Origin of the sequence: Actinosynnema sp. NPDC049800, assembly GCF_040656635.1 — a bacterium.
GTDB lineage: Bacteria > Actinomycetota > Actinomycetes > Mycobacteriales > Pseudonocardiaceae > Actinosynnema.
Genome location: NZ_JBFAMT010000051.1, coordinates 1 through 24462, shown reverse-complemented (window position 1 = coordinate 24462; position 24462 = coordinate 1). Strand labels below are relative to the sequence as shown.

Here is a 24462-nt window from a genome sequence, read left to right as displayed (position 1 = left end):
CGCGACGTGCCCGACCTCGTTGTGCTGACCGAGCAGTTGCTGGCGCCGGTGCCCGGCGGCACCGGCCGGTACACGCGCGAGCTGGCCGCCGCGCTGGCCGCCACCGCGCCCGCCGGGTGGACCGTCACGGGGGTGGTGAGCAGGCACGCGGACCCCTCGGCCGCCGTGATCCCCGGTGTGCTGGGTCCGCGCGTGCTGCCGTTGCCCCGACGTGCGCTGATCGCGGCGTGGGAGCGGGGGGTGCCGTACTGGCCGGGCGGCGACTCGGTGCACGCGTTCACGCCGTTCGCGCCGCCGCGCGGGCGGGTGGTGGTGACCGTGCACGACACCGTGCCGTGGACGCACCCGTCGACCCTGACGCCGCGCGGGGTGGCGTGGCACCAGCGCGTGATCAGCCGTGCGGTGGCCCGTGCGGGCGCGATCGTGGTGCCGACGTCGGTCGTCGCGCGGGAGTTGGAGCGGTACGCGCCCGGACCGGCGCCCGTCCACGTGGTGGGCAACGGGGTGACGGAGTTCCCGGCGGAGGAGCCGGTGGACGTGCCGCCCCGGTACGTGCTGGCGATCGGCACGATCGAGCCGCGCAAGGGTTTCGACCTGCTGGTGGCCGCGACCGCGGAGCTGGGCGTGCCACTGGTCGTGGTGGGGCCGCAGGGGTGGGGCGGGGTGGACCTGCGCGCACCGCACGTCCACCTGCTGGGACGCTTGACCGACGCGCGGTTGGCGTTCGTGCTGCGGCGGGCGGCGGTGCTGGCCGCGCCGAGCCTGGCCGAGGGGTTCGGGCTGCCGGTGGTGGAGGCGATGGCGGCCGGAGTGCCGGTGGTCCACTCCGACGCGCCCGCGCTGGTCGAGGTGGCGGGCGGCGCCGGGGTGGTCGTGCCACGCGGCGATAATGCGGCGCTCGTCACAGGACTTCGTTCGGTGCTCTCGGATCCGGGTGCGGCCGAACGGCTGATCTCCGCGGGTCGGCGGCGGGCCGAGGCGTTCACCTGGGAAAACGCCGCGCGTGCGGTGTGGGCGATCCACGTCGGCTTGTTTCGTCGTTGAATCGTTTGCACCATTCCCGGTCAACCCGTCGGTCGCCCGCCGTACCCTTCACCGCGTGTCACCCGTCGAACCCAGCGTGCTGATCGACGCCACCGCCGTCCCAGCCGACCGAGGTGGCGTCGGACGGTACGTGGACTCCCTGGTGGCCGCGCTGGACGCGGACGGCGCACGGCTCAGCGTGGTGTGCCAACCCCGCGACGCGGCGCTCTACACGTCCCTGGCGCCCGACTCGCGGGTCATCCCGGCGGCGGACGCGGTGGCGACCCGGACCGCGCGGCTGACGTGGGAGCAGACGACCCTGCCGCGGCTCGCGAACCGGCTCGGCGTGGCGGTCGTGCACTCGCCGCACTACACCGTGCCGCTGGCGAACCGGGCGGCGTCCGTGGTGACGCTGCACGACGCGACCTTCTTCACCGACGCGGTGCTGCACTCGTCGGTCAAGGCCCGCTTCTTCCGGGCCTGGACCAGGGCGTCGCTGCGGCGGGCCGCGCTGTGCGTCGTGCCGTCGCGGGCCACCGCCGACGAGCTGGCCCGGGTGGCGGGCGCCGACCGGCGGTTGCTGCACATCGCGCAGCACGGCGTGGAGAACGAGCGGTTCCACCCGCCGACGCCCGAGCAGGTGGCCTCGGTCCGCCGGATGCTCTCGCTGGGCGACGCGCCCTACGTGGCGTTCCTGGGCGCGTTGGAGCCGCGGAAGAACGTGCCCGCCCTGATCCGCGGTTTCGCGCAGGCGTGCCGCGACCGGCCGAACCCGCCCGCGCTCGTGCTCGCCGGCCAGCCCGGCTGGGACAGCCAGGTCGAACGGGCGCTGGACGCCGTGCCGCACCGGGTCCGCGTGATCCGGGCCGGTTACCTGCCGTTCTCGTCGCTGGCCGGTTTCCTCGGCGGCGCGGAGCTGGTGGCCTACCCGTCGCTCGGCGAGGGGTTCGGGCTGCCCGTGCTGGAGGCGATGGCCTGCGGCGCGGCCGTGCTGACGACGCGGCGGCTGAGCCTGCCCGAGGTGGGCGGCGACGCGGTGGCGTACTGCGGGGTCGGCGCGGGTGACATCGCGGCGGCCCTCGGCGAGCTGCTCGACGACCCGGCCCGGCGCGCCGAGCTGTCGGCGGCGGCGGTCGTGCGGGCGAAGGACTTCTCCTGGTCCACGTCCGCGGCCCGGCACCGGTTGGCCTACGAGCGCGCGGCGCGCTCGCACCGGCAGCGCTGACTCACGCCAGGACCGCTTCGACCAGCCGACGGGCCAGGGCCGGCGGGATCGACGGGTTGCGCGCGGCCGCGGTGACCAGGCCGACGTCGTTGCCGGACAGCAGGCGTCGCAGCTCGGGCTCGGGCAACGCGGGGTTGAGCGCAGCCGTGATCCGGGTGCTGTGGTGGGGGTGGTCGAGCAGGCGCACGAGCACCGGCAGGGGCAGGCGGGGACTGCTCGCGGCAGGCGCCCTGGCGTAGTCGTCGTCGCCCTCGGCGAACGCGGTCAGCGCCTCCGCGGTCAGGTTCGGGTGCTTGATCAGCTGCCACGTGGCGTGCCCGCAGGGGATCAGCGCGGCCACCACGTCGCCGGGAACGTCCGGGTGGTTCTCCGCCAGCAGCAGCCGCACGCTGTGGTCGGGGTCCGCGGCGAGCCGGCGCACCGCGTCGATCGGCAGGTCCGACGACAGCGCCACCGCCCGGCGGAAGAAGGCGAACGGCGAGTCCACGTGTTCCAGGCGCACGGCGAGCGGTGCCTGGTCGGGCATCAGTCGGCGGGCGAGGTGGTAGTCCTGCGGTTCGACCGACGCCTCGACCCTCGTGCGCACGTCGGTGGGCAGGTCCGGGTGGAGCATCACCGCGGCCCGGACGTCCTCGTGCGGGTCGTCGGCCAGCCGCGACAACAACGCCGGCGGCAGGTGGGGGTTGCCCACGACCGCTTCCCGGACCCACGGGTCGGGGTCCGCCGCCAGTTCGGCGGCCGACTCCGCGGTGAGCGGCAGTTCCTTGGCGGCGGTCGAGCGCAGGAGTGGGTCGGCCGGCACGACGTTCACCAGGTCGGGCGGCACCGTCTCGGGGAGCACGGCTCGCGCGCGGACTTCCGGGTCGACGTCGGTGAGCAGGGCGCGTGCGGTGGCTCCCGGCAGTCGACGCCCGGCGAGCGCGCCGCGGACCCTGGGCGACGGGTCGTCGACCAGGTGGAGCACGGCCTCGATCGGCCCCCAGGAGGCCGTCTCGCGCCGCACCTCGACGTCGGGGTCGCGCACCAGCTCCCGCGCGGCCGGTTCCGGCAGGGACGGGTCGCCCTGCCTGCGGTGCCGGAGGCCGTTCGACGCCAGCGCGCGACGGACGCGCACGTCCTCGTCCTCGGCCAAGCGGGCCCACGCGTGCCGGGCGGCGAGGCTGCCCGCCAGTTCGGCCCTGACCTGGGCGTCCGGGTGGCCGGCCGGCGTCCCCGCCGCGTCAGGCGGCAGGTCCCGGCGTACGGCCGGCGCCATCAGCACCTGCCGGTCGGCGCCGGCCAGCAGCGGTCGGACGACGTCGAAGCCCAGGTCGGTGTTCTCCGCGAGCCCCCTGGCGAGGAACGGACGGGTGACCTCGGTCGGCGTCCACGCCGCTTCGTCGCGCACGCGGCCGACGTCAGAGGAGGGTCGAGTCCGCCGTCACTGGAATTCTCATACCCCTAGGGGGTATAGTCCCCCGCATGAAGGCATCCTGGTCAATGGCGGTATCGGCGACACTGCACTGCCTCACCGGCTGTGCGATCGGCGAAGTGCTCGGCATGGTCATCGGCACGGCGATCGGCCTGCCCAACTGGGGCACCGTCGTGCTGGCCGTGGCGCTGGCGTTCTTCTTCGGCTACGCGCTGACCCTGCGCGGCGTGCTGAAGACCGGTCTGGGCTTCGGCGCGGCGCTGAAGGTGGCGCTGGCCGCGGACACCGTGTCCATCGCGGTGATGGAGGTCGTCGACAACGCGATCATGCTGGTGGTGCCCGGCGCGATGGAGGCCGGCGTGGCCAGCCTGCTGTTCTGGGGCGCGCTGGCGTTCTCGTTGGCGGTGGCGTTCGTGCTGACCGTGCCGGTGAACCGGTGGCTCATCTCGCGCGGCAAGGGGCACGCCGTCGTGCACCACGCGCACCACCACTAGGGTGGCCGGCGTGACGCGTTACGGAGATGAGCTGGCGGTGGTGACCGTCACCTACTCGCCCGGTGAGACCCTGGACACCTTCCTGTCCACGTTGTCCGCGGCGACCACGCGACCGGTGTCGGTGGTGCTGGCGGACAACGGGTCCACCGACGGCGTGCCCGAACGCGCCGCCGCCGAGCACCCGCACGTGAGCTTCGTGCCGACCGGGGGCAACCTCGGCTACGGCGCCGGTGCGAACCGGGGCGTCGCGTCCCTGCCGCCGTCGGTCGGGTGGGTCGTGATCGCCAACCCGGACCTGTCCTGGGGCGTCGGCAGCCTGGACAAGCTGCTGGAAGCCGCCAAGCGGTGGCCCCGCGGCGGCGCGTTCGGCCCGCTGATCCGGGAGCCGTCCGGCGCGGTGTACCCGTCGGCACGCCTGCTGCCGTCGTTGGGGCGTGGGCTGGGGCACGCGTTGTTCGCGGTCGTGTGGCCGGCCAACCCGTGGTCGCGGGAGTACCGGCAGGCGGCGGCGACGCCGGAGGAGCGCACGGCCGGCTGGCTGTCCGGCTCGTGCCTGCTGCTGCGGCGGGAGGCGTTCGACTCGGTCGACGGGTTCGACCCCCGGTACTTCATGTACTTCGAGGACGTGGACCTCGGCGACCGCCTCGGCCGCGCGGGCTGGCTGAACGTGTACGTGCCGGAGGCGGAGGTCGTGCACATCGGCGGCCACTCGACCAAGCGCGCGTCCAAGCGCATGCTCGCCGCCCACCACTCCAGCGCGTACCGCTACCTGGCCGACCGCCACCGCGGCCCGCAGTGGGCGCCGCTGATGCTGGCCGTGCGCGCAGGTCTGTCGTTGCGGCTTCGCCTGATGACCCGCTGATCGCCCCTTGCCACGGGGCGTTCCCGTGGATGATGTCCCGATGCGCCGCTCCTTCTCCTACCGCGACGCGGTGAAGCTGCTCGGCGGCGACACCGGTCTGGTGAAGCTGCTGGACCACGCCTCGGCGGCGGCCGTGCTGGCCACGGGCGGGATCGACCTGCTGGACGCCCGCACGGAGGTCGTGCGGGTCGGCAAGCAGGTGCTGTCGTCCGTGCGCGAGCGGGTGTCGGGCCTGCACCGGGTCGACCGGACGCGGTTGCTGGAAGCCGCCCACGGCATCCTCGTGGTCACCTCGTTCTTCGAGGCCGTGGACGAGTTGAAGCTGCCGTTCGAGATCACGTTGTCGAAGGACGAGCAGCTGGTCCTCGCCGGCGTCGGTCGGCCTCTTTCGCCGCACGCCCGCGTCGTCGAAGGGCTGCTGGACACGACGATCCCCCTGCCGGGCGCGGAACAGCCTCCCGAGGTCGTCACCAACGAGCTGTCGGCCTTCTACATGGTCACGGTGGGGAGGCTCCTCGACTTCATCGCGGGCTTCGAGGCCTGGGGTGACGTCCCCATGGTCAGGCGCGACGAGTTCGTCGTGGAGGTGCAGGAGGCGCCGAGCCGGGCCGTGGCCCTCTACCGGGCGCACTACCGGCAGCTGGCGGTCGACTGCCCCGAGTTCGCGGTGTGGGCCTCCGGGATCGAGCACGCGGCGACCCGGGCCGAGGTCCGAAACGCCCTGGAGGACATGCGGGGGCTGTTGGCGCAGCTCGCGGGCGCGGTGCCGCCGGACGACCGCCGCACCGGCCTGGCCCGGAGCTGCCGCGCCGAGCTGGACCGGCCGATCGTCGACGGCGAGGTCCCGTCCGGGCTGGTCCTGCCGACGTTGGCCCAGGCGTACGTGTCGCCGCGCTTCAAGGTCGCGGAAGCAGGCACGGCCGACGACGTCAGCGCGGACGCCTGGTGGTCCGACGAGCCGGTCCGCACCGACCTGGACGACTACCTGGTCGGCTACTTCACCTCGTCGCGGGCGACCGCCGCGCCGCTGGTCGTGCTGGGGCAGCCGGGCGCGGGCAAGTCGCTGCTGACCAAGGTGCTCGCCGCGCAGCTGCCGGCCGAGGACTTCCTGCCGATCCGGGTCGTGCTGCGGGACGTGCCGGCCGACGCGACGTTGCAGGACCAGGTCGAGGACGCCATCACGCGGGCCACGGGCGAGCGGCTGACCTGGCCCGACCTGGCCCGCGCGGCGGCGCCCGCCGTTCCGGTGGTGCTCCTGGACGGCTTCGACGAGCTGCTCCAGGCCACCGGCACGAGCAGGTCGGACTACCTGGCGCGGGTCCGCGACTTCCAGCGCCGCGAGTCCGACCAGGGACGAGCGGTGATCGTCGTGGTGACCAGCCGCATCGCGGTCGCCAACCGCGCGCGGTTCGCGGGCTCGACCATGGTGCTGAAGCTGGAGCCGTTCGGCGACGACCAGGTCCGCCGCTGGCTGGGGGTGTGGAACGAGGTCAACCCCGGCGCCGTGCTGTCGCCCGAGGTCGCACTGCGGTTCCCGGACCTCGCCGGCCAGCCGTTGCTGCTGTTCATGCTGGCGCTCTACAACGCCGACGGGAACGCCCTCGACACCGAAGGGGCGGAACTGGCCAAGGCCCGCCTGTACGAGCGGCTGCTGACCAGGTTCGCCCGGCGCGAGGTCGTCAAGAGCCTGCACGGCGCGTTGGACGACCAGGTCGACCAGGCCGTGGAGGAGGAGCTGGTCAGGCTGTCGGTGGTCGCCTTCGCGATGTTCAACCGCGGCGTGCAGTGGGTCGACGAGAACGAGTTGGACGACGACCTGAACGCCCTGCTGCACGTCGGGGCGCGAGGCGTGCGGGACAGGCTCCGGCTCAGCTCGGCCCAGCTGGCGGTCGGCCGGTTCTTCTTCGTCCACGCCGCCCGCGCCGCGCACGACGGCCAGGTCCTGCGGACCTACGAGTTCCTGCACGCGACGTTCGGCGAGTACCTGGTGGCCCGCCTGGTCCACCGGGTGTCACTCGACCTGCTCGCCCGGGAGCGCGCGGCCAAGTCGCGTTACGGGCGTCAGGAACCCGGCACGGGTTGGCTCGAGCCGGTGCTGTCCTTCGCGCCGCTCACCACCCGCGCGCCCGTGGTCTCGTTCTTGCGGGAGCTGTTCGACGGCATCCCCGAAGCCGACCGCGCGGCGCTGCACCGGCTGTTCACCGACCTGGTCGGCACGGCCCAGCACCGGCCACCGGGCGTCGACCACCCCGAGTACGTGCCGCGCGTCCTGCCGATCGCCGGCCGCATCGCGGCGCACACGGCGAACCTCGTCGTGCTCGCCGTGGTCGTCGGCGGGCGGTTGGCGGACTTGGACCGGGACGAGTGGCAGGCGCTGGCGCTGCTGTGGCAGTCACAGCTCGACGGGGAGGAGTGGGCCAGGCTGATCGAGGTGCTGGACGTCGAGCGCCTGCGCGTGGACGGCGAGTCGACCGTCGCGGTGGTCCTGCGGGAGAGCGGGTGGTCCTCACCGGTCGACATGGCGTGGTTGGTCGGTCTCGACCCCGCCACACGTGGCGCCCACCTGCCGCCGTTGCTCGACGAGTTGGAGCGGTGGGAGGACTTCCGCCCAACCTGGTCCGGTGGACATGCGCTGCACAACCTCGAACCTCTCATCGCCTGGATGGAGCGCGCGCTGAACTCGCTGGTGCCGCACCGGGGCGAGTTCCACTCGTTCGCGCGCCTGCTGCTCACCGTGCTGACCTCCGACGACGAAGCCGAGCGGGTCGCCGCCTACACGACCACCTTGTCCTCGCTGCGGGACCGGGAGTTCCGGCTCGAACGGGGCTACTGGACGTTGCTCTTCACCTCCCTGGCCGGGGACGAGGCGGCCACGGTCGAGTTGCTCGACCTGGTGGCCCAGTACGGGTCGAGGGCCGAGGCGGAACCGGCGTCGTTGATCGCCTGCGCGTTGCGCCTGATACGGATGACCGGGATGGCCCGCCGCGCCGCGGTCGACCTGATCGCGTACGTGTTCTCCGTCTCCGAGGTGCTCGACGACCTGCCACTCGTCGCCGAAGTGCTGATCTGCTTCACGGACCTGGGCCTGGACGTCCGGTTGCTGAACGTGTTCCGCGACGTCCCGGAACTGCTCGGGGAGGCCGACGTCGAGTTGATCGGGCGGTCCGACCGGCAGCTGGCCGTTCGGTTGCAGCGGGCGTTGGAGTCGATCGGTCCGGACGGTCACATGGCGCGGTAGTCGCGGGGGGAGAAGCGGGGACCCCGGCGTGGTTTGGTGACGCCGGAGGCCAGGACGTAGCGGACGGCGCGGTGGCGTTGAGGCGCGTACGGGGCGAGGAGTTCGGCCATGCCGTCGTCGTCCACGGCCTCGCCGACCAGCGCCCAGCCGACGATCCCGGCCAGGTGGTAGTCGCCGAAGCTGACCGCGTCCGGGTCGCCCCAGGCCCGCTGCGCGACCTCGGCCGCCGTCCAGACCCCGATCCCCGGCACCTTCCGGAGCAGGTCGCGGCCTTCCTCGCCGCCCAGTTCGGACGCGCGCTCCAGCCGGTGCGCCACCTGGGCCGCCGCGATCAGGGCACGGCGACGCCCGCCGTCGACCCCCGCCCGGTGCCACTCCCAGTCCGTGATGCCCAAGATCGCCCGCGGCGTCGGCGGCACCTGGAGGCCCGTCGTGCCGGGCGCGGGCGTGCCGAACCGCCGCGCCAGCTCGCGGTAGGAGCGGAACGCCTCGACGCCGGTCACCTTCTGCTCCAGGATCGAGGGCAGCAGCGCGTCCCACACGCGGCCCGTCGTGCCGAGCCTGATGCCCGGACGTCGTCGCCGCGTCTCCGCGACCAACGGGTGGTGGCACTCGAACGCCGAGTCGTCGTCACCGGCTCCCAGCAGCGCGGGCAGGCCGTCCAGCAGCCAGTCCGCCCCCTCGCCCCACGCGTGGGCCTCCACCACGTCGGTGACCCGCACGCGCAGGGTGCCCGGGCCGGTCGGGGTGTTCGCGGCCAGCCACACGCCGTCGGCGCCGGCGCGGAACGTGGGGTCGCCCGCGCCCCGCCGCAACGGCATCAGCAGCGCGCCGACGTCCAGCGGGAACGTCGGCGTCCACGTCCTACTCGGCATCACGGGCCATTACACCTCGGCTACACATCGGCGGAGAACCGCACCCCGCCCTCCGGCAGCACGACACCCGGCCACACGCGGGCGCCGTTGATCAGCTCGCACCGCGCGCCGACGACCGCGTCGTCACCGATCACCGCGTCCGACACGACCGCACCGGCCTGCACCAGCGAGTTCGCCCCCAGGACGCTGCGCTCCACGCGCGCGCCCTCGCCGACCACCGCGCCGTCGAACAGCACCGAGCCGTCCACCACCGCGCCCGCCGCGACCGTGCAGTTCGCGCCGATCGTCGCGCCGCCCGTGACCACGGCGCTCCCGTCGACCACCGCGCCGTCGAGGATGACCGCCTCACCCCGCAGCGAGAGCGCGGCGGTGGGCGCGACCCCGCGCACCAGGTCCGCCGAACCCCGCACGAACGCGGCGGGCGTGCCGAGGTCCAGCCAGTACGACGCGTCGACGTACCCCTGCACGCGCGCGCCCGCCGCCAGGAGCCCCGGGAACGTCTCCCGCTCCACCGACACCGGCCGACCCGCGGGGATGCCCTCGATCACCTCGCGCCGGAACACGTAGCAGCCCGCGTTGATCTGGTTCGTCGGCGGGTCCTCCGTCTTCTCCAGGAACGCCGTGACGCGGCCGTCGTCGTCCGTCGGGACGCAGCCGAACCGGCGCGGGTCGTCCACCCGGACCAGGTGCAGCGTGGCGTCGGCCTCGGCCTTGCGGTGCGTGTCGACGACGGCGCGCAGGTCGACGCCCGACAGGATGTCGCCGTTGAACACCACCACGTCGCGTTCGCGCAGCTTGTGCGCGACGTTGCGGATCGCGCCCGCCGTGTCCAGCGGCACGTCCTCGACCACGTACTCCAGCTCCAGGCCGAGCGCCGCGCCGTCGCCGAAGTGCTCCTGGAAGACCTCGGCCTTGTAGGACGTGCCCAGCACGACGTGCGTCATGCCGGCTTCCCGGATCCGCGACAGCAAGTGGGTGAGGAACGGCACCCCGGCGGTCGGCAGCATGGGCTTGGGCGCGGACAGGGTCAGTGGTCGCAGCCGGGTTCCCTTGCCCCCGACCAGAACCACTGCCTCGGCGCCTTGCAGCTCCGACATGCCGTTTTTCCTCCTCCGCTTACTTCCACCTGTAGTTTGCGAATACTCTGGCACGAGCACTCCGGAGGCACGGGCGGTGGTCCGTGTCGACGAGCGTCACCGATCGGCACCGCCGGCGTTACCCCAGCCGGCCCAAGGCACACGCAGGAGAGATCCGGATGGACCCCCGCGCTCGGGCCGACGCGGCGCTGGCCCGTGCTCGTGCACGTGGCCGCCACGTCGTGACGCCGGACAACATGACGTCTCCCATGGACTCGTCGGCGACCCAGCAGATACCGCGAGCCGTGGTCAACGCGGTCGACCCGCGTGGCGACGACCCGGACTCGACCATGGTCCTGGCGGCGCACGTCGCCGCAGGTCAGCCCGCCCCGCCCCCGCCCCCAGCGGCGCCCGAACCCGAACCGGAGCTGCGCGTCGCCCCGGGCCCGGTCCCGACCGTCCAACAGGTCCCGACCGCCCGCCCGTCGCTGTCCCAACGCCTCGCCGGCGGCCAACCCCAACACCCGCCCGGCCTCTCCCAACGCCTCAACGGCGACACCTGACCTCCGCGTGTCGAACCTTCACGCGGGACGTGAGGGTTCGACTCGCGGATCAGAGGTGGGGGTGGGCGGCGGTGATCATGGGGTGCAGGTCGTCCACGTCCGGTGGCAGGGCGGTCAGCGGCCACCAGCGCAGGTCCAGCGATTCCGCGCTGCGGGTCGGTTCGGCCCCCTCAGGGGCGCGGACCAGGAAGCGGACGTCGAAGTGACGGGTCGGCTTGCCCAGTGAGCACGTGATCGGGTGCACGTCCAGGTGGATCGGCGCCGGGGAGATGCGCAGGCCCGCGATGCCCGACTCCTCCGTCGCCTCGCGCAGCGCCGCACCGGCCAGCGTCGTGTCCGACGCCTCGCAGTGCCCGCCCAGCTGGAGCCAGCGGCCCACCCGCGGGTGCAGGGTGAGCAACGTCGCGTCCCCGGACGAGGACACCACCAGGGCCGACGCCGTGATGTGCCCCGGCTCGCACGAACGCGCGCACGCGTCCTCCCGAGCCGCCAGGAACCCCAGGTACGCCTGCCGCAGCGACTCCTGCGCCCGGTCGGCGGGACGCCAAGCGCCCAACGTCGCCGCCGCGTCCCCGTGCAGGGCGGAGCTCACAGTTCCCGGTACCTCTCACCCGGGTCCGGCAGCCCGCGCGGCGTCAGCTCCGCCTCCGGGTGCCCGACCGCCACCGCGCCCAACGGCTCCCAGTCGGCCGGCAGCTCCAGCACGTCGCGCACCACGTCCGCGCAGAAGATCGTGGACGACACCCAGCACGACCCGAGCCCCTCGGCGGCCAACGCCACCAGCAGCCCCTGCACCGCCGCGCCGCCCGCGATCGTGAACATCGTCCGCTCCGCCGCCGCACGCCGCTCGTCCGGGTACGAGTGCGCCCCCGTCCGCACCAGGAACGGCACGACGATCTCCGGCGCGTTCCGCAGGAAGTCACCCCGCCCGAGCCGCTTCGCGACCCGCTCCTCCGACCACCCGTCGGCGCGGAGGTCCGCGCGCCACCGGTCGGCCATCGCGTCCAGCAGCACGTCCCGCCGAGCGGTCAACCGGACGAACCGCACGGGCTGCGTGTGGTGCGGCGCGGGCGCGGTCAACGCCGCCGCCACGGCCCGCCGCACGGCGTCCGCCGGGACCGGGTCCGAGGAGAACGACCGCACCGAACGGCGCAGCAGCACCGCCTCCGCCCGCCCCTGCGCCAGCGCCTCGTCCGTGCCCAGCCAGAACATGTCATCCGGCACCGGCCGGGTCAGCTCACGCGCGGTCGACCCGTCGTCGGTGAACGGCAACCCGCGCACGACCGCCACCGGCACCGCGCCCAGCTTGCCCTTCACCAGGTCGGCCGCCGCCGCGATCTCGTCGGCCACCGCGACCTCGGTCACCACCAGGGGGTTCCCGTAGCTGTCGACCGAACCCCCGTACCGGTGCAGCACCGCCAGCCCGGACGACCCGATCGCGGCGTCCGTCTGACCGACCCGCCACGCCCGGCCCATCGTGTCGGTCACCACGACCGCCACCGAGACGCCCATCCGCGCCGCCAACGCCCCTCGCAACGCCGCCGCGGACCCGTCCGGGTCGACCGGCAGCAACGCGATCTCGTCGCCGTTCACGTTCGAGGCGTCCACGCCGGAGGCCGCCTGCACGACCCCGAGCTTGTTCTCGGTGATCAACGTCCGCCCGCGCCGCGCCAGCACGCGCACCGACTCGGCCTCGACCCACTCCCGCCGCACGGCGTCGCGCGCCTCGGGGTCGGCCGGCACGGACACCAGTCGACCCTCTACTTTGGACAGCACCTTGGACGTCACGACGACGATGTCGCCGTCCGCCAACCAAGGCGCGGCCGACGCGATGGCGGACGCCAGGTCGTCACCGGGCCGGAACTCCGGCAGCCCGGCCACCGGCAACACCGTGATCGGCGCGGACGCCGCGTGGTCAGCCAACGTCGACACCGGCCAGTTCCAGCGCCGCCCGCGCCATCGCCGCCGTCGCGTCCACATCGGACATCAGCAGCGGCACCGCGCGCACCGCGACACCCGGCACGTCGCAGCGGTCGCCGGTGTGCACGAGCCACCCGTCCAGCACGCCCTTGTCCGTGGTCCGGCGCGACCCGTAGTACCGGCCGACGGCCTCGGCGGAGGTCTCCACGCCGATCGCCGACAGGCACGCGTCGGCCATTCCGCGCAGAGGCTTGCCGCCGATGATCGGCGACAGCCCCACCACACCGGCCTCGGTCTTGCGCAACGCGTCACGCATCCCCGGCACGCCGAGGATCGTGTTCACGCTCACCACCGGGTTGGACGGCGCGATCAGCACCGCGTCGGCGTCGCGGACGGCGTCCAGCACACCGGGGGCGGGCGTCGCCGTCTCCACCCCGACCGACGCGAACGACCGCGCGGGCAGCTGGGCGCGGTGCTTGACCCACCACTCCTGGAAGTGGATCGCCTGCTCGCTCTCCTCCGTGGTCACCACGACGTGGGTCTCGACCCGGTCGTCCGACATCGGCAGCAGCCGCACGCCCGGCTCCCAGCGGTGGCACAACGCCTCCGTCACGGCCGACAGCGGGTAGCCCGCGCGCAGCATCCGGGTGCGCACCAGGTGCGTCGCGATGTCCCGGTCGCCGAGCCCGAACCACGTCGGGTCGGCGCCGTAGGCGGCCAACTCCTCCTTGGCCGACCACGTCTCGTTCGCACGTCCCCAGCCGCGCTCCTTGTCGATCCCGTCACCGAGGGTGTACATGCAGGTGTCCAGGTCGGGACAGATCCGCAACCCGTGCATCCACACGTCGTCACCCGTGTTCACCACGGCGGTGATCTCGTGCTCCGGACCGGCCAGCAGGCTCTTCAGCCCGACCAGGAACCGCGCCCCGCCAACCCCGCCAACCAGTACGACGACCTTCACGAGTCGTCATCCTCCCACCGCTCGTCACCGCCAGAACAGGAAGGTGCCCTGGCCGCGCGCGGCCAGCCACCGGTCGCCGCCGATCATCTCGAACACCGAGTACCCGGCCTCGAAGAACAACCGGCCGATGGTCGGGAACCCGATCAGCACCGCGAAGAGCACGAACGGCGCCCACATCCGCGCCTTCGCGCCGAACTGCCGGGCCGAGTAGGACATGTAAGGCTCGATCGCACCCCAGCCGTCCAGGCCCGGGATCGGCAGGATGTTGAGCACGAACGCGAGGATCTGCACGGCCGCCAGGTACGACAAAGCGGCGGCCAAACCCGCGGGCGGCGTGAAAAGGATCACCGACAGCGACAGCAGCACCCCGAGCACCAGGTTGCTCAGCGGCCCGGCCAACGACACCATCGACTCCACCCGCTTGTCGCGCAACGCGTGGTGGTTGATCCACACCGCGCCGCCGGGCAGCGGGATTCCGCCGAACGCCAGCAGCACCAGCGGCAGCACGATGCTGAAGACCGGGTCGGTGTAGCGGCGGATGTCGAGCGTCAGGTAGCCCTTGGCCCGCACGGCGTAGTCGCCGCCGCGGTAGGCCACGATCGCGTGACCGAACTCGTGCAGGCACAGCGAAACCGCCCAGCCGCCGAGCACGAACAGCACCGTGCCCGCGGTCACCGCGGCCGTGGAGTCGTCGAACAGGGTCAGCACGGCGCCTGCCACCGTCACCGCGAGCAGGCTGAGGAACAGTGGACTCGGACGCACCGCTGATCGCTTCACGCTTCCAGTGTGGCCTCTCCGGACCGGTGGCTCACAGCCCGTCCGGTAGGCCATCCGCGCAGCCGTTATCGCTCGGCGCACCGCCCCAATCACCGTCTGTGCTGCTAGTCAAGGCTTTTCGCGCCATCTGCGCGAATATCCCCCGTCCTGTGGACTCCGCTTGACCGCGTGTTGTGACACAGGTGTAATCACATCGGTGTCATTCGTCGTTGTGGGGACGGCGAGTGGTGTCCGCCAACCGGGGAGAGCGGAAGGCGAGGAGGCGGACTATGCAGGAATTCGACGGGGGTCGCATCGTGGACGGGGACGTCCCGGCACCGGAGCCGGTCGTACTCGACCTGTTCGACGCGGCCGATGAGCAGGACTGGCAGGAGCGCGCCCTGTGCGCGCAGACCGACCCCGAGGCGTTCTTCCCGGAGAAGGGCGGCTCGACCAGGGAGGCCAAGCGGATCTGCCTCGGTTGTGAGGTGCGCTCCGAATGCCTGGAGTACGCCTTGCAGCACGACGAGCGCTTCGGCATTTGGGGCGGGCTGTCCGAGCGCGAGCGGAGGAAGCTCAAAAAGCGCGCGGTGTGATCGAAGCGCACGGGTGATCGCTCGCGCGTTCGCTCTGGCTTACCGTGGTCGTCCCACGGCGTAGTCGGAGCAACCTAGGAGCGGCACTTGACGAGCGGGGCCACTCCGCGGCTGCGCACCGCGCCCGTGCTGGCGGTGCTGGTGTGCCACGACGGCGACCGGTGGCTGGGCACGGCGCTGTCGTCGCTGCGCCGCCAGCAGCCGCGTCCGCGGCACGTGATCGCGGTCGACACGGGTTCCGCGGACGGCACCGCGAAGCTGCTGGCCGAAGCCGCCGCCGGTCCCGATCGGGTGATCGACGGCGTGCTCACGCTGCCCCGCGGCACCGGGTTCGGCGCGGCCGTGCAGGCCGCCGTCGAGCACGCCGTGCAGCGGTGGGGCGATCCGGGCGCGTGGCTGTGGTTGCTGCACGACGACTGCGCGCCGGAACCGGACTGCCTGTCCGCGCTGCTGACCGCGGCCGAGGTGTCGCCGTCGGCGGCCGTGCTCGGCCCGCTGAGCCTGGACTGGACCGACCCGCGGCTGGTGGTGGAGGCGGGGCTGTCGACCGACGCGTCCGGCCACCGGCAGACCGGCATGGGCCGGGTGGAGCTCGCCGGCTCGTTCCAGCAGAGCACCGAGGCGTTGGCGGTGCCGTCGGCCGGGTCGCTGATCCGCCGCACGGCGTGGGAGTCGCTCGGCGGCTACGACCGCGCGATGCCGTTGCTGCGCGACGACATCGACTTCGGCTGGCGCGCCAACCTCGCCGGGCACCTCGTGCTGTCCGTCCCGGTGGCGCGGATGCGGCACGCGCGGGCGGCGGGACGTGGCGCGCGGCGGTTGGACGCGGCGGCGGCCCGGCCCGGACCGGCATCGCGCGGCGTGGACCGGGCGCACGGGCTGCGCACGTTCCTGGTCAACTGCGGCACGGTCTCGTTCGTCCTGGGGCTGCCGCGGATCGCCGTGCTCGCGGTCCTGCGCGCCCTCGGCTTCTTGGTGCTGCGCCGCTTTTCCGACGCGCGCGCGGAGCTGGGCGCGCTGCGGTACCTGCTGAGCGGACGGGCGGGGCTGCTGGCCGGCCGTGCCGAACGGCCGGCGCACGGGGTCGTGCGCGGGCTGTTCACCAGCCGGATCACCCGCTCTCGCAACGCGATCCGCGCCGCGTCGGCCGCGCTGGTCCGGCGGCGCGTCGAGGCGGACCTGGCGCTGGGCCGGTTGCCCGAGGACGACTCGCGGCCGGGCGCGTGGTCGCTCCCGTCCGAAGTGGAGCGTCCGGTGGTCGGCCCGGCGGCGCTGCCGGCCGGCGTGCTGTCGCGGCGGCGTCCCGTGCGGGCGACCGGCGGGTTGCGCCGGCCCGTGGTGACGGTGCCGGTGGAGGCGTCCGCGCCGTCCGGGCGGCGGCCCTCGCCCCGTCCGCGCCCGTCGCCGTCGCCGCGCGGTCCGGGCTCGCCGGGTGTCGTGTTCGTGGAGGTCGACCGGGCGCGGGTGCTGTGGTCGTTGGTGCTCGGACCGCCGTTGTTGCTGGTCCTGGGGCTGGCGGTGTTCGGCGTCCTGGCGAACGCGGCGCGGATCGGGCTCGACCTGAGCGGCGGTCGGCTGCTGCCGGTCGGCGACCTGGAGAGCACCTGGTCGTCGTACGCGGCGGCGTGGCACCCGGTGGCGGGTGGGACCACCGCGCCCGCGCCGGCCGCGCTGGCCGTGCTGGGGACGGTCGGCGTGCTGGTCGGTTCGCCCGCGTCCCTGGTGGCGTTGCTGTTCATCGGTGACGCGCCGCTGGCCGGGCTGCTGGCGTACGTGGCGTCACGGCGGATGCCGGTGCGGCGGCCCGTGCGCGCGCTGGTGGCGGCGGCGTACGCGCTGCTGCCGGCAGCGACGGCGGCGGTGAGCCAGGGGCGGCTGGACGTCGTCGTGGTGCACGTGCTCGCGCCGGTGGTGTTCGCCGGTGTGGCGTCCGTGCTGCGGGGTGGGGCGGGCGCGTCGTGGCTGCCGGTGGCGTCGGGGACGGCGCTGGCGTTGGCGGCGGTGGGCGCGTTCTCGCCGTTCGTGCACGCGCTGGTGGCGTTGGCGGCGCTGGTGGGGTTCGTGGTGGTGCCCGGGCGGCACGGTGACGGTCGGCGGCGGGTGGCGTCGCTGTTCATGGTCGTGCTGCTGCCGATGGCGTTGCTGCTGCCGTGGCCTGCGGTGGTGCTGCAGCACCCGACCGTCGTGCTGCACGGGGTCGGCGCGTTCGTCGAGTCGCCCGCCGTGGGGCTGCTGGACCTGCTGTCGCTGCGGCCGGGCGGTACGGGCGCGTTGCCGTTCGTCGGGGTGGTGGTGGTCGGGTTCGCGCTGGTGGCGGCGGTGCTGCGGCCGTCGCGGTCGATGCTGGCGGGGTTCGCGGTGGTGGTGCTGGGCGGGTTCGCGGTGATCGTGCTGCGGACCGTGCCGGTGGCGCCGCTGCCCGGCGGTGACGCGTCCCACGGGTGGACCGGCGGGCCGTTGGTGCTGGTCGGGTGGGGGTTGCTGTGGGTGGTCCTGTCGGCGTTCCGGCGGGACGTCGGCACGGTGCCGGTGCGGCGGGTCGTGTCGGTGATCGGGGTGCTGTCGGTGGTGGGGCTGGCGTGCGCGGGGTTCGTCGGGCTGCGGTCGGGCGCGTTGACGGCGGACGGCGCGCGGTTGCCGTCGACGTTGGCGCAGGAGCTGCCGCGGACCGGGCGGTCGGTGCTGGTGCTGGGGACGCCGACGCGGCTGGTGGCCGGGCGGCTGCCCGCGTTCGGCGACGACGACCTCGTGCCCGTGCCGACGGCCGTGGCGCGGCTGGAGCGGTGGTCGCGCGACCTGACCGGCGGGTCGCCGGAGGCGGCGCGGGTGGCGTTGGCGCAGGCGGCGGCCGCGGGCGTGGCGTTCGTGGTCGCGCCGGACCTGGGCACGGCGCAGCGGGTGCGTGACGCGGTCGGCGAGCTGGTGGCCGTGACGCCGGCGATGTCGGACGGGCGGCCGGTGCTGCGGGTGCAGCTGGCGGCGGGCAACGCCGTGCTGCTGTCGCCGGAGCTGGCGCGGCGGGCCCGGACGGGCGGCAACCCGCCGGTGGAGCTGGGCGCGCCCGGCATCGCCCCGGTCGAGGCCGCGCCGCCGGAGGTGGGCGTTCAGGTGTCCGAGGGGCCGGAGGGGCGGCTGCTGGTGCTGGCGGCGGAGGAGGAGCCGGGCTGGCGGGCGTGGGTGGACGGGCGGGAGGTGACGGTCGTGCGGGCGTGGGGCCACCTGGTCGGCGTGACGGTGCCCACCACGGGCTCGGAGGTCCGCGTGGAGGTGTCCTCGACCCTGCGCGAGCTCCTGCTGATGCTCCAGGCCGCCGCCGCGCTCTTCACCGCCCTGACCGCCATCCCCTCCCGCCGCCGCCCCTGAACGCCGACCTCGGGGTACCCGGGCGTCCGACACCCGGGCCCTGAACGCAGGACACGCCCAGGTACCCCGGGTCGAACGTTCGGGAGGCGGTCAGTCGCCGTCGATGACGTCCGGGTCCAGGCCCAGGTAGTTGGCCACCTGCTCGACCAGCACGTCGTGCACCAGGTCGGACAGGTCGGCGCCGTCCTTGGCCCGCGCCTCCAGCGGCCGCCGGTAGAGCACGATCCGGGCCCGGCGGTCGGCCCCGGCCGGCACGAGGCGGGCCAGCGGCACGTTGCCGTCCTCGACCACGTCGCCGTTGTCGTCCGACTGGATGTCCGGCACGTCGTCCACCGCGACGTCCAGCTGCGTGAGCTCCGTCCGCCACCGCGCCTCGATCGGCTCCAACGCCTCCAGCACCAGCGCGTCGAACCGCTCCGCCCGGCTGCGGGCCGCCGGCAACGTGGCCGGGTAGAGGGGACCGCGCAGCCCCCGACCGTGCCGGTCGCGGTTGCGTCGCCGCGGAGTGCCCTGCCGCCGTGAACCCCGAGCCATCACCACGAGGTAGAGGGTAGTTGTCCACCCGTGGACCCCGTACAGCCGGACCTCCGCGACCAGGCAACTTGCCGCGCCGCGGCACCACCGCCAACGCCGCGCCGGAGGTAATCCAACACACGTCGCGCGGGACGCGATATCGTCCCCGCCGTGCGGAGCGTGAGACGGTGCTCGCGAACCGGGTGCGCGAACCCGGCAGTCGCCACGCTCACGTACGCCTATGCGGACTCCACGGCGGTGGTAGGACCCCTGGCGACGTACTCCGAACCGCACTCCTACGACCTCTGCGAAGAACACGCCCTGCGCCTCACCGCGCCGCGCGGCTGGGAGGTCGTCCGGCACCAGGGCGAGTTCCGCGCCCCCGAACCCACCGTGGACGACCTGACCGCGTTGGCCGAGGCCGTCCGGGAAGCGGGCCGGGCCACACCGCAGGTCGAGCTGCCGGAACTGCCCGCCGGCACGATCCGGCGCGGTCACCTGCGCGTTCTGCCCGATCCGAACGAAGACTGAACGAAGACTCATCGACCGGACACGACGCTCACGCGCGCGCCGGTAGGCTTCCCAAGGCAGTGTCAAGAGCCAACTTGGGAGTGTGGCCGTGCGCGATCTGTCCGGCATCGTCAAGGCTTACGACATCCGCGGTGTCGTCGGCGAACAGCTCGACGCCGACGTCGTACGCGACTTCGGCGCGGCGTTCGCCCGCCTGGTCGGTGGCCCGACCGTGGTGATCGGGCACGACATGCGCGACTCCTCGCCCGGCCTGGCCGCGGCGTTCGCCGAGGGTGTCACCGCGCAGGGCGTCGACGTGGTCAACATCGGTCTGGCCAGCACCGACATGCTGTACTTCGCCTCCGGCAAGCTCGACCTGCCCGGCGCCATGTTCACCGCGAGCCACAACCCGGCCAAGTACAACGGCATCAAGCTGTGCCGCGCGGGCGCCGCGCCGGTCGGCCAGGACAGCGGCCTCGGCCAGATCCGCCAGGACGCCGAGCAGGGCGTGCCCGACGCCGAGGGCGTCGCGAAGGGCGCCGTCACCGAGCAGGACATGCTCGCGGACTACGCCGCCTACCTGCGGGAACTGGTCGACCTGAGCGGCAGCCGGCCGTTGAAGGTCGTGGTGGACGCGGGCAACGGCATGGGCGGCCACACGGTGCCGAAGGTGTTCGAGGGCCTGCCGATCGAGATCGTGCCGATGTACTTCGAGCTCGACGGCGACTTCCCCAACCACGAGGCCAACCCGCTGGACCCGAAGAACATCGTGGACCTGCAGAAGCGGGTCCGGGAAGAGGGCGCCGACGCGGGTGTCGCGTTCGACGGTGACGCGGACCGCTGCTTCGTGGTCGACGAGCGCGGCGAGCCGGTGTCGCCGTCCGCCATCACCGCCCTGGTCGCGGTGCGCGAGCTGGCCAAGGACCCGGGCGGCACGATCATCCACAACCTGATCACCTCGCACGGCGTGCCGGAGATCGTCCGCGAGCACGGCGGCGTGCCGGTGCGCACCCGCGTCGGCCACTCGTTCATCAAGGAGGAGATGGCCAAGACCGGCGCCATCTTCGGCGGCGAGCACTCCGCGCACTACTACTTCCGCGACTTCTGGCGTGCCGACACGGGCATGCTGGCCGCGCTGCACGTGCTGGCCGCGCTCGGCGAGCAGGACGGCCCGCTGTCCGCTCTGACCAGCGACTACGCGCGGTACGCCGCGTCCGGCGAGATCAACTCCACGGTGGACGACCAGCAGGGCAGGCTGGCCGCGATCAAGGCCGAGTTCGGCGGTCGCGAGGGCGTCGAGCTCGACGAGCTGGACGGCCTCACGGTGAGCCTGCCGGACGGCTCGTGGTTCAACCTCCGTGCGTCCAACACCGAGCCGCTGCTCCGGCTCAACGTCGAAGCCGCCGACGCGGCCTCCGTCGCGGCGCTGCGCGACGAGGTCCTGGCGATCGTGAGGGGATGAGCGCCGTGGCCGTCCAACTGGACCCGCAGTTGCTGGAGATCCTGGCCTGCCCGTGCCCCGAGCACGCGCCGCTGAAGGCGGGCACCGCGTCCGACCCGCTCGCGGACTACCTGACCTGCACCTCGTGCGGCCGGTCGTTCCCGGTCCGGGACGGCATCCCGGTGCTGCTGCTGGACGAGGCTGTCGAGCCGACGGCCGGGTGAGCTCGGGTGCTTGACGACAGCCTCCTCGACGACCAGTCCCGGCTCACCGACGCCGACCGGGAAGGTCTGCTGCGCGCCGCCGCACGGGCGGGCGCGCAGGTCCGGGCCACCGCCGAGGCGGCCGACGAGCTCGGCGTCGAGCGGACGTTCCAGGAACGCCCGCGGGCGTTGGTGCTGGTCACGCGGCCGGGCGTCGGCCAGGCCATCGCCGGGGTGGTGGCCGCGCTGCTGGGCACGCGCTGCCCCGTGCCGGTCGTGGTCGCCGACGACGTGCCGACGTGGGTCGGTGCGCTGGACGTGGTCCTCGCGCACACCGAGGACCCCGGCGACGTGCGGATGGCCGAGTCGATCGACCGGGCGGCCCGGCGCGGCGCGCGGGTGCTGCTGACCGCCGAGCCGGACGGCCCGGTGGCCGCGTCCGCCGCGCAGCACGCGCTGCTGATCCCGCCGCGGGTGCCGGTGCCGCAGGGCTTCGGCTTCGCCCGGGGTTTCGCCGCGTGGGTGGTGGCGCTGAAGTCGTTGGGGCTGCTCGACGTGGACGTGCAGGCCATCGCGGACGAGCTGGACCGCGAGGCCGAGCGGTGCCACCCGATGCACGAGTCGTTCGTCAACCCGGCCAAGACGCTCGCGCTGCGGGTGGCCGACCGCACACCGCTGCTGTGGGGCCTGGACGACCTGGCCACGGCGGTGGCGGCGCACGGCGCGGGCGTGCTCGCGACCTACGCGGGCGTCGTGAGCGACGTGGCCGGCTATCCTCAGGCCCTGACCCGGTCGGTGCTGCACCGCCGGGCCGTGCGCGGCACGTCCGGCGCGGACCTGTTCGCCGACCCGGACGACGAGCACGACGGCCTGGTCCGCGTGCTGCTGGTGGCCGTGCGCCGGGGAGGGCAGGCCGATTTCGCCCGGCGGGTCGCGATGGAGACCTTGTCCGGAGCCGACGTGCTCGAACCGGCCGAGGAGGTGAGCGGCGGCGAGGCCCTGTGCGCCGCGCTGCTCGCCCTGCGGTTCGAGCTGGCCGCGCTGTACCTGGGTCTGGCGGCGGGAACGCTGGGCGGACCCGGGCTGTACGCGCCGGCCGTGTGAGGGGATGACTGTGGATCTGCTGCACAACGCGGTGCGCGCGTACGCGTGGGGATCACGCACCGCCATCGCCGAGATGCTCGGGAGGGAGGTGCCGACGCCGCACCCCGAGGCCGAGCTGTGGATGGGCGCCCATCCCGGGGACCCGTCACGGGTGGTGGGGCCGGACGGCGAGACGCGGTCGCTGCTCGACCTGCTCGCCGACGACCCGGACGGCCAGCTCGGCACCCGCCACGCCGACCGCTGGGGCAGCAGGCTGCCGTTCCTGCTCAAGGTGCTGGCCGCGGACGAGCCGCTGAGCCTGCAGGCGCACCCGTCGGCCGCGCAGGCGGCGAACGGCTTCGCGGCCGAGGACGCGGCGGGCGTGCCGATGGACTCGCCGATCCGCAACTACAAGGACCCGTCGGCCAAGCCCGAGCTGATCTGCGCGTTGACCGAGTTCCACGCGCTGGCGGGGTTCCGCGAGCCCTCGCGCACGGTTGCGCTGCTGCGGTCGTTGGACGCGCCGGACTTCGCGCCGTACGCCGAGCTGCTGGCCGCCCAGCCGGACGCCGACGGCCTGCGCGCCATGTTCACCACCCTCATCACGCTGCCGCAGACCGCGCTGGACATGCTCCTGCCGCAGGTGCTGGACGCGTGCGTGCTGCACGTGAAGGAGCACGGCGAGTTCGACCTGGAGTGCCGCACGATCCTGGAGCTGGGCGAGGCGTACCCCGGTGACGCGGGCGTGCTGGCCGCGCTGCTGCTCAACCGGCTCGTGCTGCGGCCCGGCGAGGCGATCTACCTGCCCGCCGGCAACCTGCACGCGTACCTGCACGGCACCGGCGTGGAGATCCTGGCGAACTCCGACAACGTGCTGCGCTGCGGTTTGACGCCCAAGCACGTGGACGTGCCCGAGCTGATGCGCGTGCTGGACTTCGGGTGCGGCGACATGCCCGTGCAGACCGGCGCGGAGACGGCGCCGGGGCTGTGGGCGTACCGGACGCCGTGCCCGGAGTTCGAGCTGTCGCGGATCGAGGTCGGGCCGTCGGTCGAGGTCCGGGTGGACCACAGCGGGCCGCAGATCCTGCTCTGCACGCGTGGCCGGGCGCGGTTGACCTGCGGCGACGAGACCGTGGAGCTGTCGCGCGGCCAGTCCGTGTGGCTGCCCGCGCGCGACCCGGCGGTGGTGGTCACGGCGGACGTCGACACCCAGCTTTTCCGGGCGACGCCCGGCGTTGAGTAGGGTCACACCGACAAATCGGACTTGGGCGCAAAGGGAGCAACCGTGTCAGCAGGGGGCGGGACCAAGGCGATCATCGCCGCACTGGTGGCCAATGCGGGGATCGCGGCGGCCAAGTTCGTGGGCTTCCTGATCACCGGGTCGTCATCGATGCTCGCCGAGTCGGTGCACTCGGTGGCCGACACGTCCAACCAGGGCCTGTTGCTGCTCGGGCAGAAGACCGCGCGGCGCAAGGCCACCCCGATCCACCCGTTCGGGTTCGGTCGGGACCGGTACTTCTACTCGTTCATCGTCGCGTTGATGCTGTTCAGCCTCGGCTCGGTGTTCGCCCTGTACGAGGGCATCCACAAGCTGGAGTCGCACGAGGAGCTGAGCAGCCCGATCGTCGCGGTGATCATCCTGGTCGTCGCGATCGGCCTGGAGACCTACAGCTTCCGCACCGCGATCGTGGAGTCCAGGGCGATCAAGGGCGACGCCACGTGGTGGCAGTTCATCCGGCAGTCGAAGGTGCCGGAGCTGCCGGTCGTGCTGCTGGAGGACGCGGGCGCGCTGTTCGGCCTGGTCCTGGCGCTGATGGGCGTCGGTCTGTCGACCTTGACCGGCGACCCGGTGTGGGACGCCATCGGCACGATCTGCATCGGTGTGCTGCTGGGCGTGATCGCGGTCATCCTGATCGTGGAGATGAAGTCGCTGCTGATCGGCGAGGGCGCGGCGCCGGCGGAGCTGGACCTGATCACGGACGAGCTGGCGTCGGGCCAGGTGCAGCGCGTCATCCACATCAAGACCCAGTACATCGGGCCGGACGAGCTGCTGGTGGCGGCGAAGATCGCGCTGAACCCGGGGCTGTCGATCACCGAGGTGGCCCAGGCCATCGACGCCGCGGAGCAGCGCGTCCGGGACAAGGTCCCGGCCGCCCGGCTGATCTACCTGGAGCCCGACCTGGACCGGTCTCTGAGCGCCAAGTCATAACCCAGCGGCGGGCTTCCGCCCGCCGTTCGGGAGCTGTGCGTCGTGATGCGAAGGGCGACGAGCCGCGGGTGGGGGGGGGGGCCCGTTACCGGGGCCCGGGGGGGGGGGGGGACCCGGGGGGGGGGGGGTGGTGGGGGGGG

Annotated in this window: 22 protein-coding genes; 14 read left to right on the top strand and 8 right to left on the bottom strand. The window is 73.6% G+C overall.

Going from position 1 to position 24462, the window contains the following annotated elements; translation table 11 throughout:
* The first annotated feature begins 6 nt into the window (after positions 1-6).
* Together AB0I91_RS35750 and AB0I91_RS35745 are read left to right on the top strand one after the other, a co-directional pair.
* Positions 7-1044 carry a glycosyltransferase family 4 protein gene (locus AB0I91_RS35750; protein WP_498785446.1) on the top strand — a complete coding sequence of 346 codons (1038 nt, stop codon included), beginning with the start codon at positions 7-9 and terminating at the stop codon, positions 1042-1044.
* Positions 1045-1120: 76 nt separating this feature from the next.
* Complete coding sequence (locus tag AB0I91_RS35745) at positions 1121-2248, top strand: glycosyltransferase family 4 protein (protein ID WP_498785468.1); 1128 nt, start codon at positions 1121-1123, stop codon at positions 2246-2248.
* A 1-nt stretch (position 2249) separates the two neighbouring features.
* Here the strand turns inward: AB0I91_RS35745 and AB0I91_RS35740 are convergent, their stop codons facing one another.
* Positions 2250-3635 carry a hypothetical protein gene (locus AB0I91_RS35740; protein ID WP_499640872.1) on the bottom strand — a complete coding sequence of 462 codons (1386 nt, stop codon included), beginning with the start codon at positions 3633-3635 and terminating at the stop codon, positions 2250-2252.
* Positions 3636-3727: 92 nt separating this feature from the next.
* On the opposite strand from AB0I91_RS35740, the gene AB0I91_RS35735 reads away from it, so the two are divergent.
* Genes AB0I91_RS35735 through AB0I91_RS35725 form a run of 3 tightly spaced genes read left to right on the top strand, consistent with a single transcriptional unit; the run spans position 3728 to position 8253 of the window.
* Entirely contained in the window at positions 3728-4153 is a 426-nt protein-coding gene (locus tag AB0I91_RS35735) for a DUF4396 domain-containing protein (RefSeq protein ID WP_498785466.1), read from the top strand.
* 10 nt (positions 4154-4163) lie between these two features.
* Entirely contained in the window at positions 4164-5015 is an 852-nt protein-coding gene (locus AB0I91_RS35730) for a glycosyltransferase family 2 protein (protein WP_498785442.1), read from the top strand.
* Positions 5016-5055: 40 nt separating this feature from the next.
* Entirely contained in the window at positions 5056-8253 is a 3198-nt protein-coding gene (locus AB0I91_RS35725) for an NACHT domain-containing protein (RefSeq protein ID WP_499640871.1), read from the top strand.
* Here AB0I91_RS35725 and AB0I91_RS35720 read toward each other — a convergent pair.
* The gene (locus AB0I91_RS35720) at positions 8238-9128 is read right to left on the bottom strand and encodes a DNA-3-methyladenine glycosylase family protein (protein WP_499613317.1); all 891 of its coding nucleotides are present in this window, start codon (positions 9126-9128) and stop codon (positions 8238-8240) included. The genes AB0I91_RS35725 and AB0I91_RS35720 overlap by 16 nt on opposite strands.
* A 20-nt stretch (positions 9129-9148) precedes the next feature.
* Positions 9149-10225 (bottom strand): mannose-1-phosphate guanylyltransferase, encoded by a 1077-nt coding sequence (gene manB / locus AB0I91_RS35715; protein WP_499640869.1) that lies wholly within the window; start codon positions 10223-10225, stop codon positions 9149-9151.
* 158 nt (positions 10226-10383) lie between these two features.
* Between manB and AB0I91_RS35710 the strand changes: the two genes are divergently transcribed.
* On the top strand, positions 10384-10767 hold the full coding sequence (locus AB0I91_RS35710) for a hypothetical protein (RefSeq protein ID WP_499640867.1): 384 nt from the start codon (positions 10384-10386) through the stop codon (positions 10765-10767).
* Between the two features lie 49 nt (positions 10768-10816).
* Here AB0I91_RS35710 and AB0I91_RS35705 read toward each other — a convergent pair whose 3' ends face one another.
* Genes AB0I91_RS35705 through AB0I91_RS35690 form a run of 4 tightly spaced genes read right to left on the bottom strand, consistent with a single transcriptional unit; the run spans position 10817 to position 14425 of the window.
* Positions 10817-11359, bottom strand: a complete 543-nt coding sequence (locus AB0I91_RS35705; protein ID WP_499640865.1) for an NUDIX hydrolase — start codon at positions 11357-11359, stop codon at positions 10817-10819.
* Positions 11356-12690 (bottom strand): coenzyme F420-0:L-glutamate ligase, encoded by a 1335-nt coding sequence (locus AB0I91_RS35700; protein ID WP_499640901.1) that lies wholly within the window; start codon positions 12688-12690, stop codon positions 11356-11358. Before AB0I91_RS35700 ends, AB0I91_RS35705 begins: the two co-directional genes overlap by 4 nt.
* Positions 12683-13648 (bottom strand): 2-phospho-L-lactate transferase, encoded by a 966-nt coding sequence (gene cofD / locus AB0I91_RS35695; RefSeq protein ID WP_498785430.1) that lies wholly within the window; start codon positions 13646-13648, stop codon positions 12683-12685. Before cofD ends, AB0I91_RS35700 begins: the two co-directional genes overlap by 8 nt.
* A 24-nt stretch (positions 13649-13672) precedes the next feature.
* Entirely contained in the window at positions 13673-14425 is a 753-nt protein-coding gene (locus AB0I91_RS35690; protein ID WP_498785428.1) for a site-2 protease family protein, read from the bottom strand.
* A gap of 269 nt (positions 14426-14694) precedes the next feature.
* Between AB0I91_RS35690 and AB0I91_RS35685 the strand changes: the two genes are divergently transcribed.
* Both AB0I91_RS35685 and AB0I91_RS35680 read left to right on the top strand, forming a co-directional pair.
* Complete coding sequence (locus AB0I91_RS35685; protein ID WP_053723270.1) at positions 14695-15000, top strand: WhiB family transcriptional regulator; 306 nt, start codon at positions 14695-14697, stop codon at positions 14998-15000.
* A gap of 87 nt (positions 15001-15087) precedes the next feature.
* Positions 15088-18363 (top strand): glycosyltransferase, encoded by a 3276-nt coding sequence (locus AB0I91_RS35680; protein ID WP_499640863.1) that lies wholly within the window; start codon positions 15088-15090, stop codon positions 18361-18363.
* A 90-nt stretch (positions 18364-18453) separates the two neighbouring features.
* Here AB0I91_RS35680 and AB0I91_RS35675 read toward each other — a convergent pair whose 3' ends face one another.
* Entirely contained in the window at positions 18454-18897 is a 444-nt protein-coding gene (locus tag AB0I91_RS35675) for a metallopeptidase family protein (RefSeq protein ID WP_230570507.1), read from the bottom strand.
* 150 nt (positions 18898-19047) lie between these two features.
* On the opposite strand from AB0I91_RS35675, the gene AB0I91_RS35670 reads away from it, so the two are divergent.
* The 6 genes from AB0I91_RS35670 (at position 19048) to AB0I91_RS35645 (ending at position 24322) form a co-directional block, all read left to right on the top strand.
* Positions 19048-19407, top strand: coding sequence for a DUF3499 domain-containing protein (locus AB0I91_RS35670; protein ID WP_073885657.1), 360 nt, complete (start codon positions 19048-19050; stop codon positions 19405-19407).
* A gap of 88 nt (positions 19408-19495) precedes the next feature.
* A complete protein-coding gene (locus AB0I91_RS35665; protein WP_498785425.1) occupies positions 19496-20848 on the top strand; it encodes a phosphomannomutase/phosphoglucomutase in 1353 nt (450 codons plus the stop codon).
* Positions 20849-20853: 5 nt separating this feature from the next.
* The gene (locus tag AB0I91_RS35660; protein WP_053723294.1) at positions 20854-21051 is read left to right on the top strand and encodes a Trm112 family protein; all 198 of its coding nucleotides are present in this window, start codon (positions 20854-20856) and stop codon (positions 21049-21051) included.
* A 6-nt stretch (positions 21052-21057) separates the two neighbouring features.
* A complete protein-coding gene (locus AB0I91_RS35655; RefSeq protein ID WP_498785423.1) occupies positions 21058-22134 on the top strand; it encodes an SIS domain-containing protein in 1077 nt (358 codons plus the stop codon).
* 10 nt (positions 22135-22144) lie between these two features.
* The gene (gene manA, locus AB0I91_RS35650) at positions 22145-23356 is read left to right on the top strand and encodes a mannose-6-phosphate isomerase, class I (protein ID WP_498785461.1); all 1212 of its coding nucleotides are present in this window, start codon (positions 22145-22147) and stop codon (positions 23354-23356) included.
* A 42-nt stretch (positions 23357-23398) separates the two neighbouring features.
* Positions 23399-24322 carry a cation diffusion facilitator family transporter gene (locus tag AB0I91_RS35645; RefSeq protein WP_498785421.1) on the top strand — a complete coding sequence of 308 codons (924 nt, stop codon included), beginning with the start codon at positions 23399-23401 and terminating at the stop codon, positions 24320-24322.
* The last annotated feature ends 140 nt before the right edge of the window (positions 24323-24462 follow it).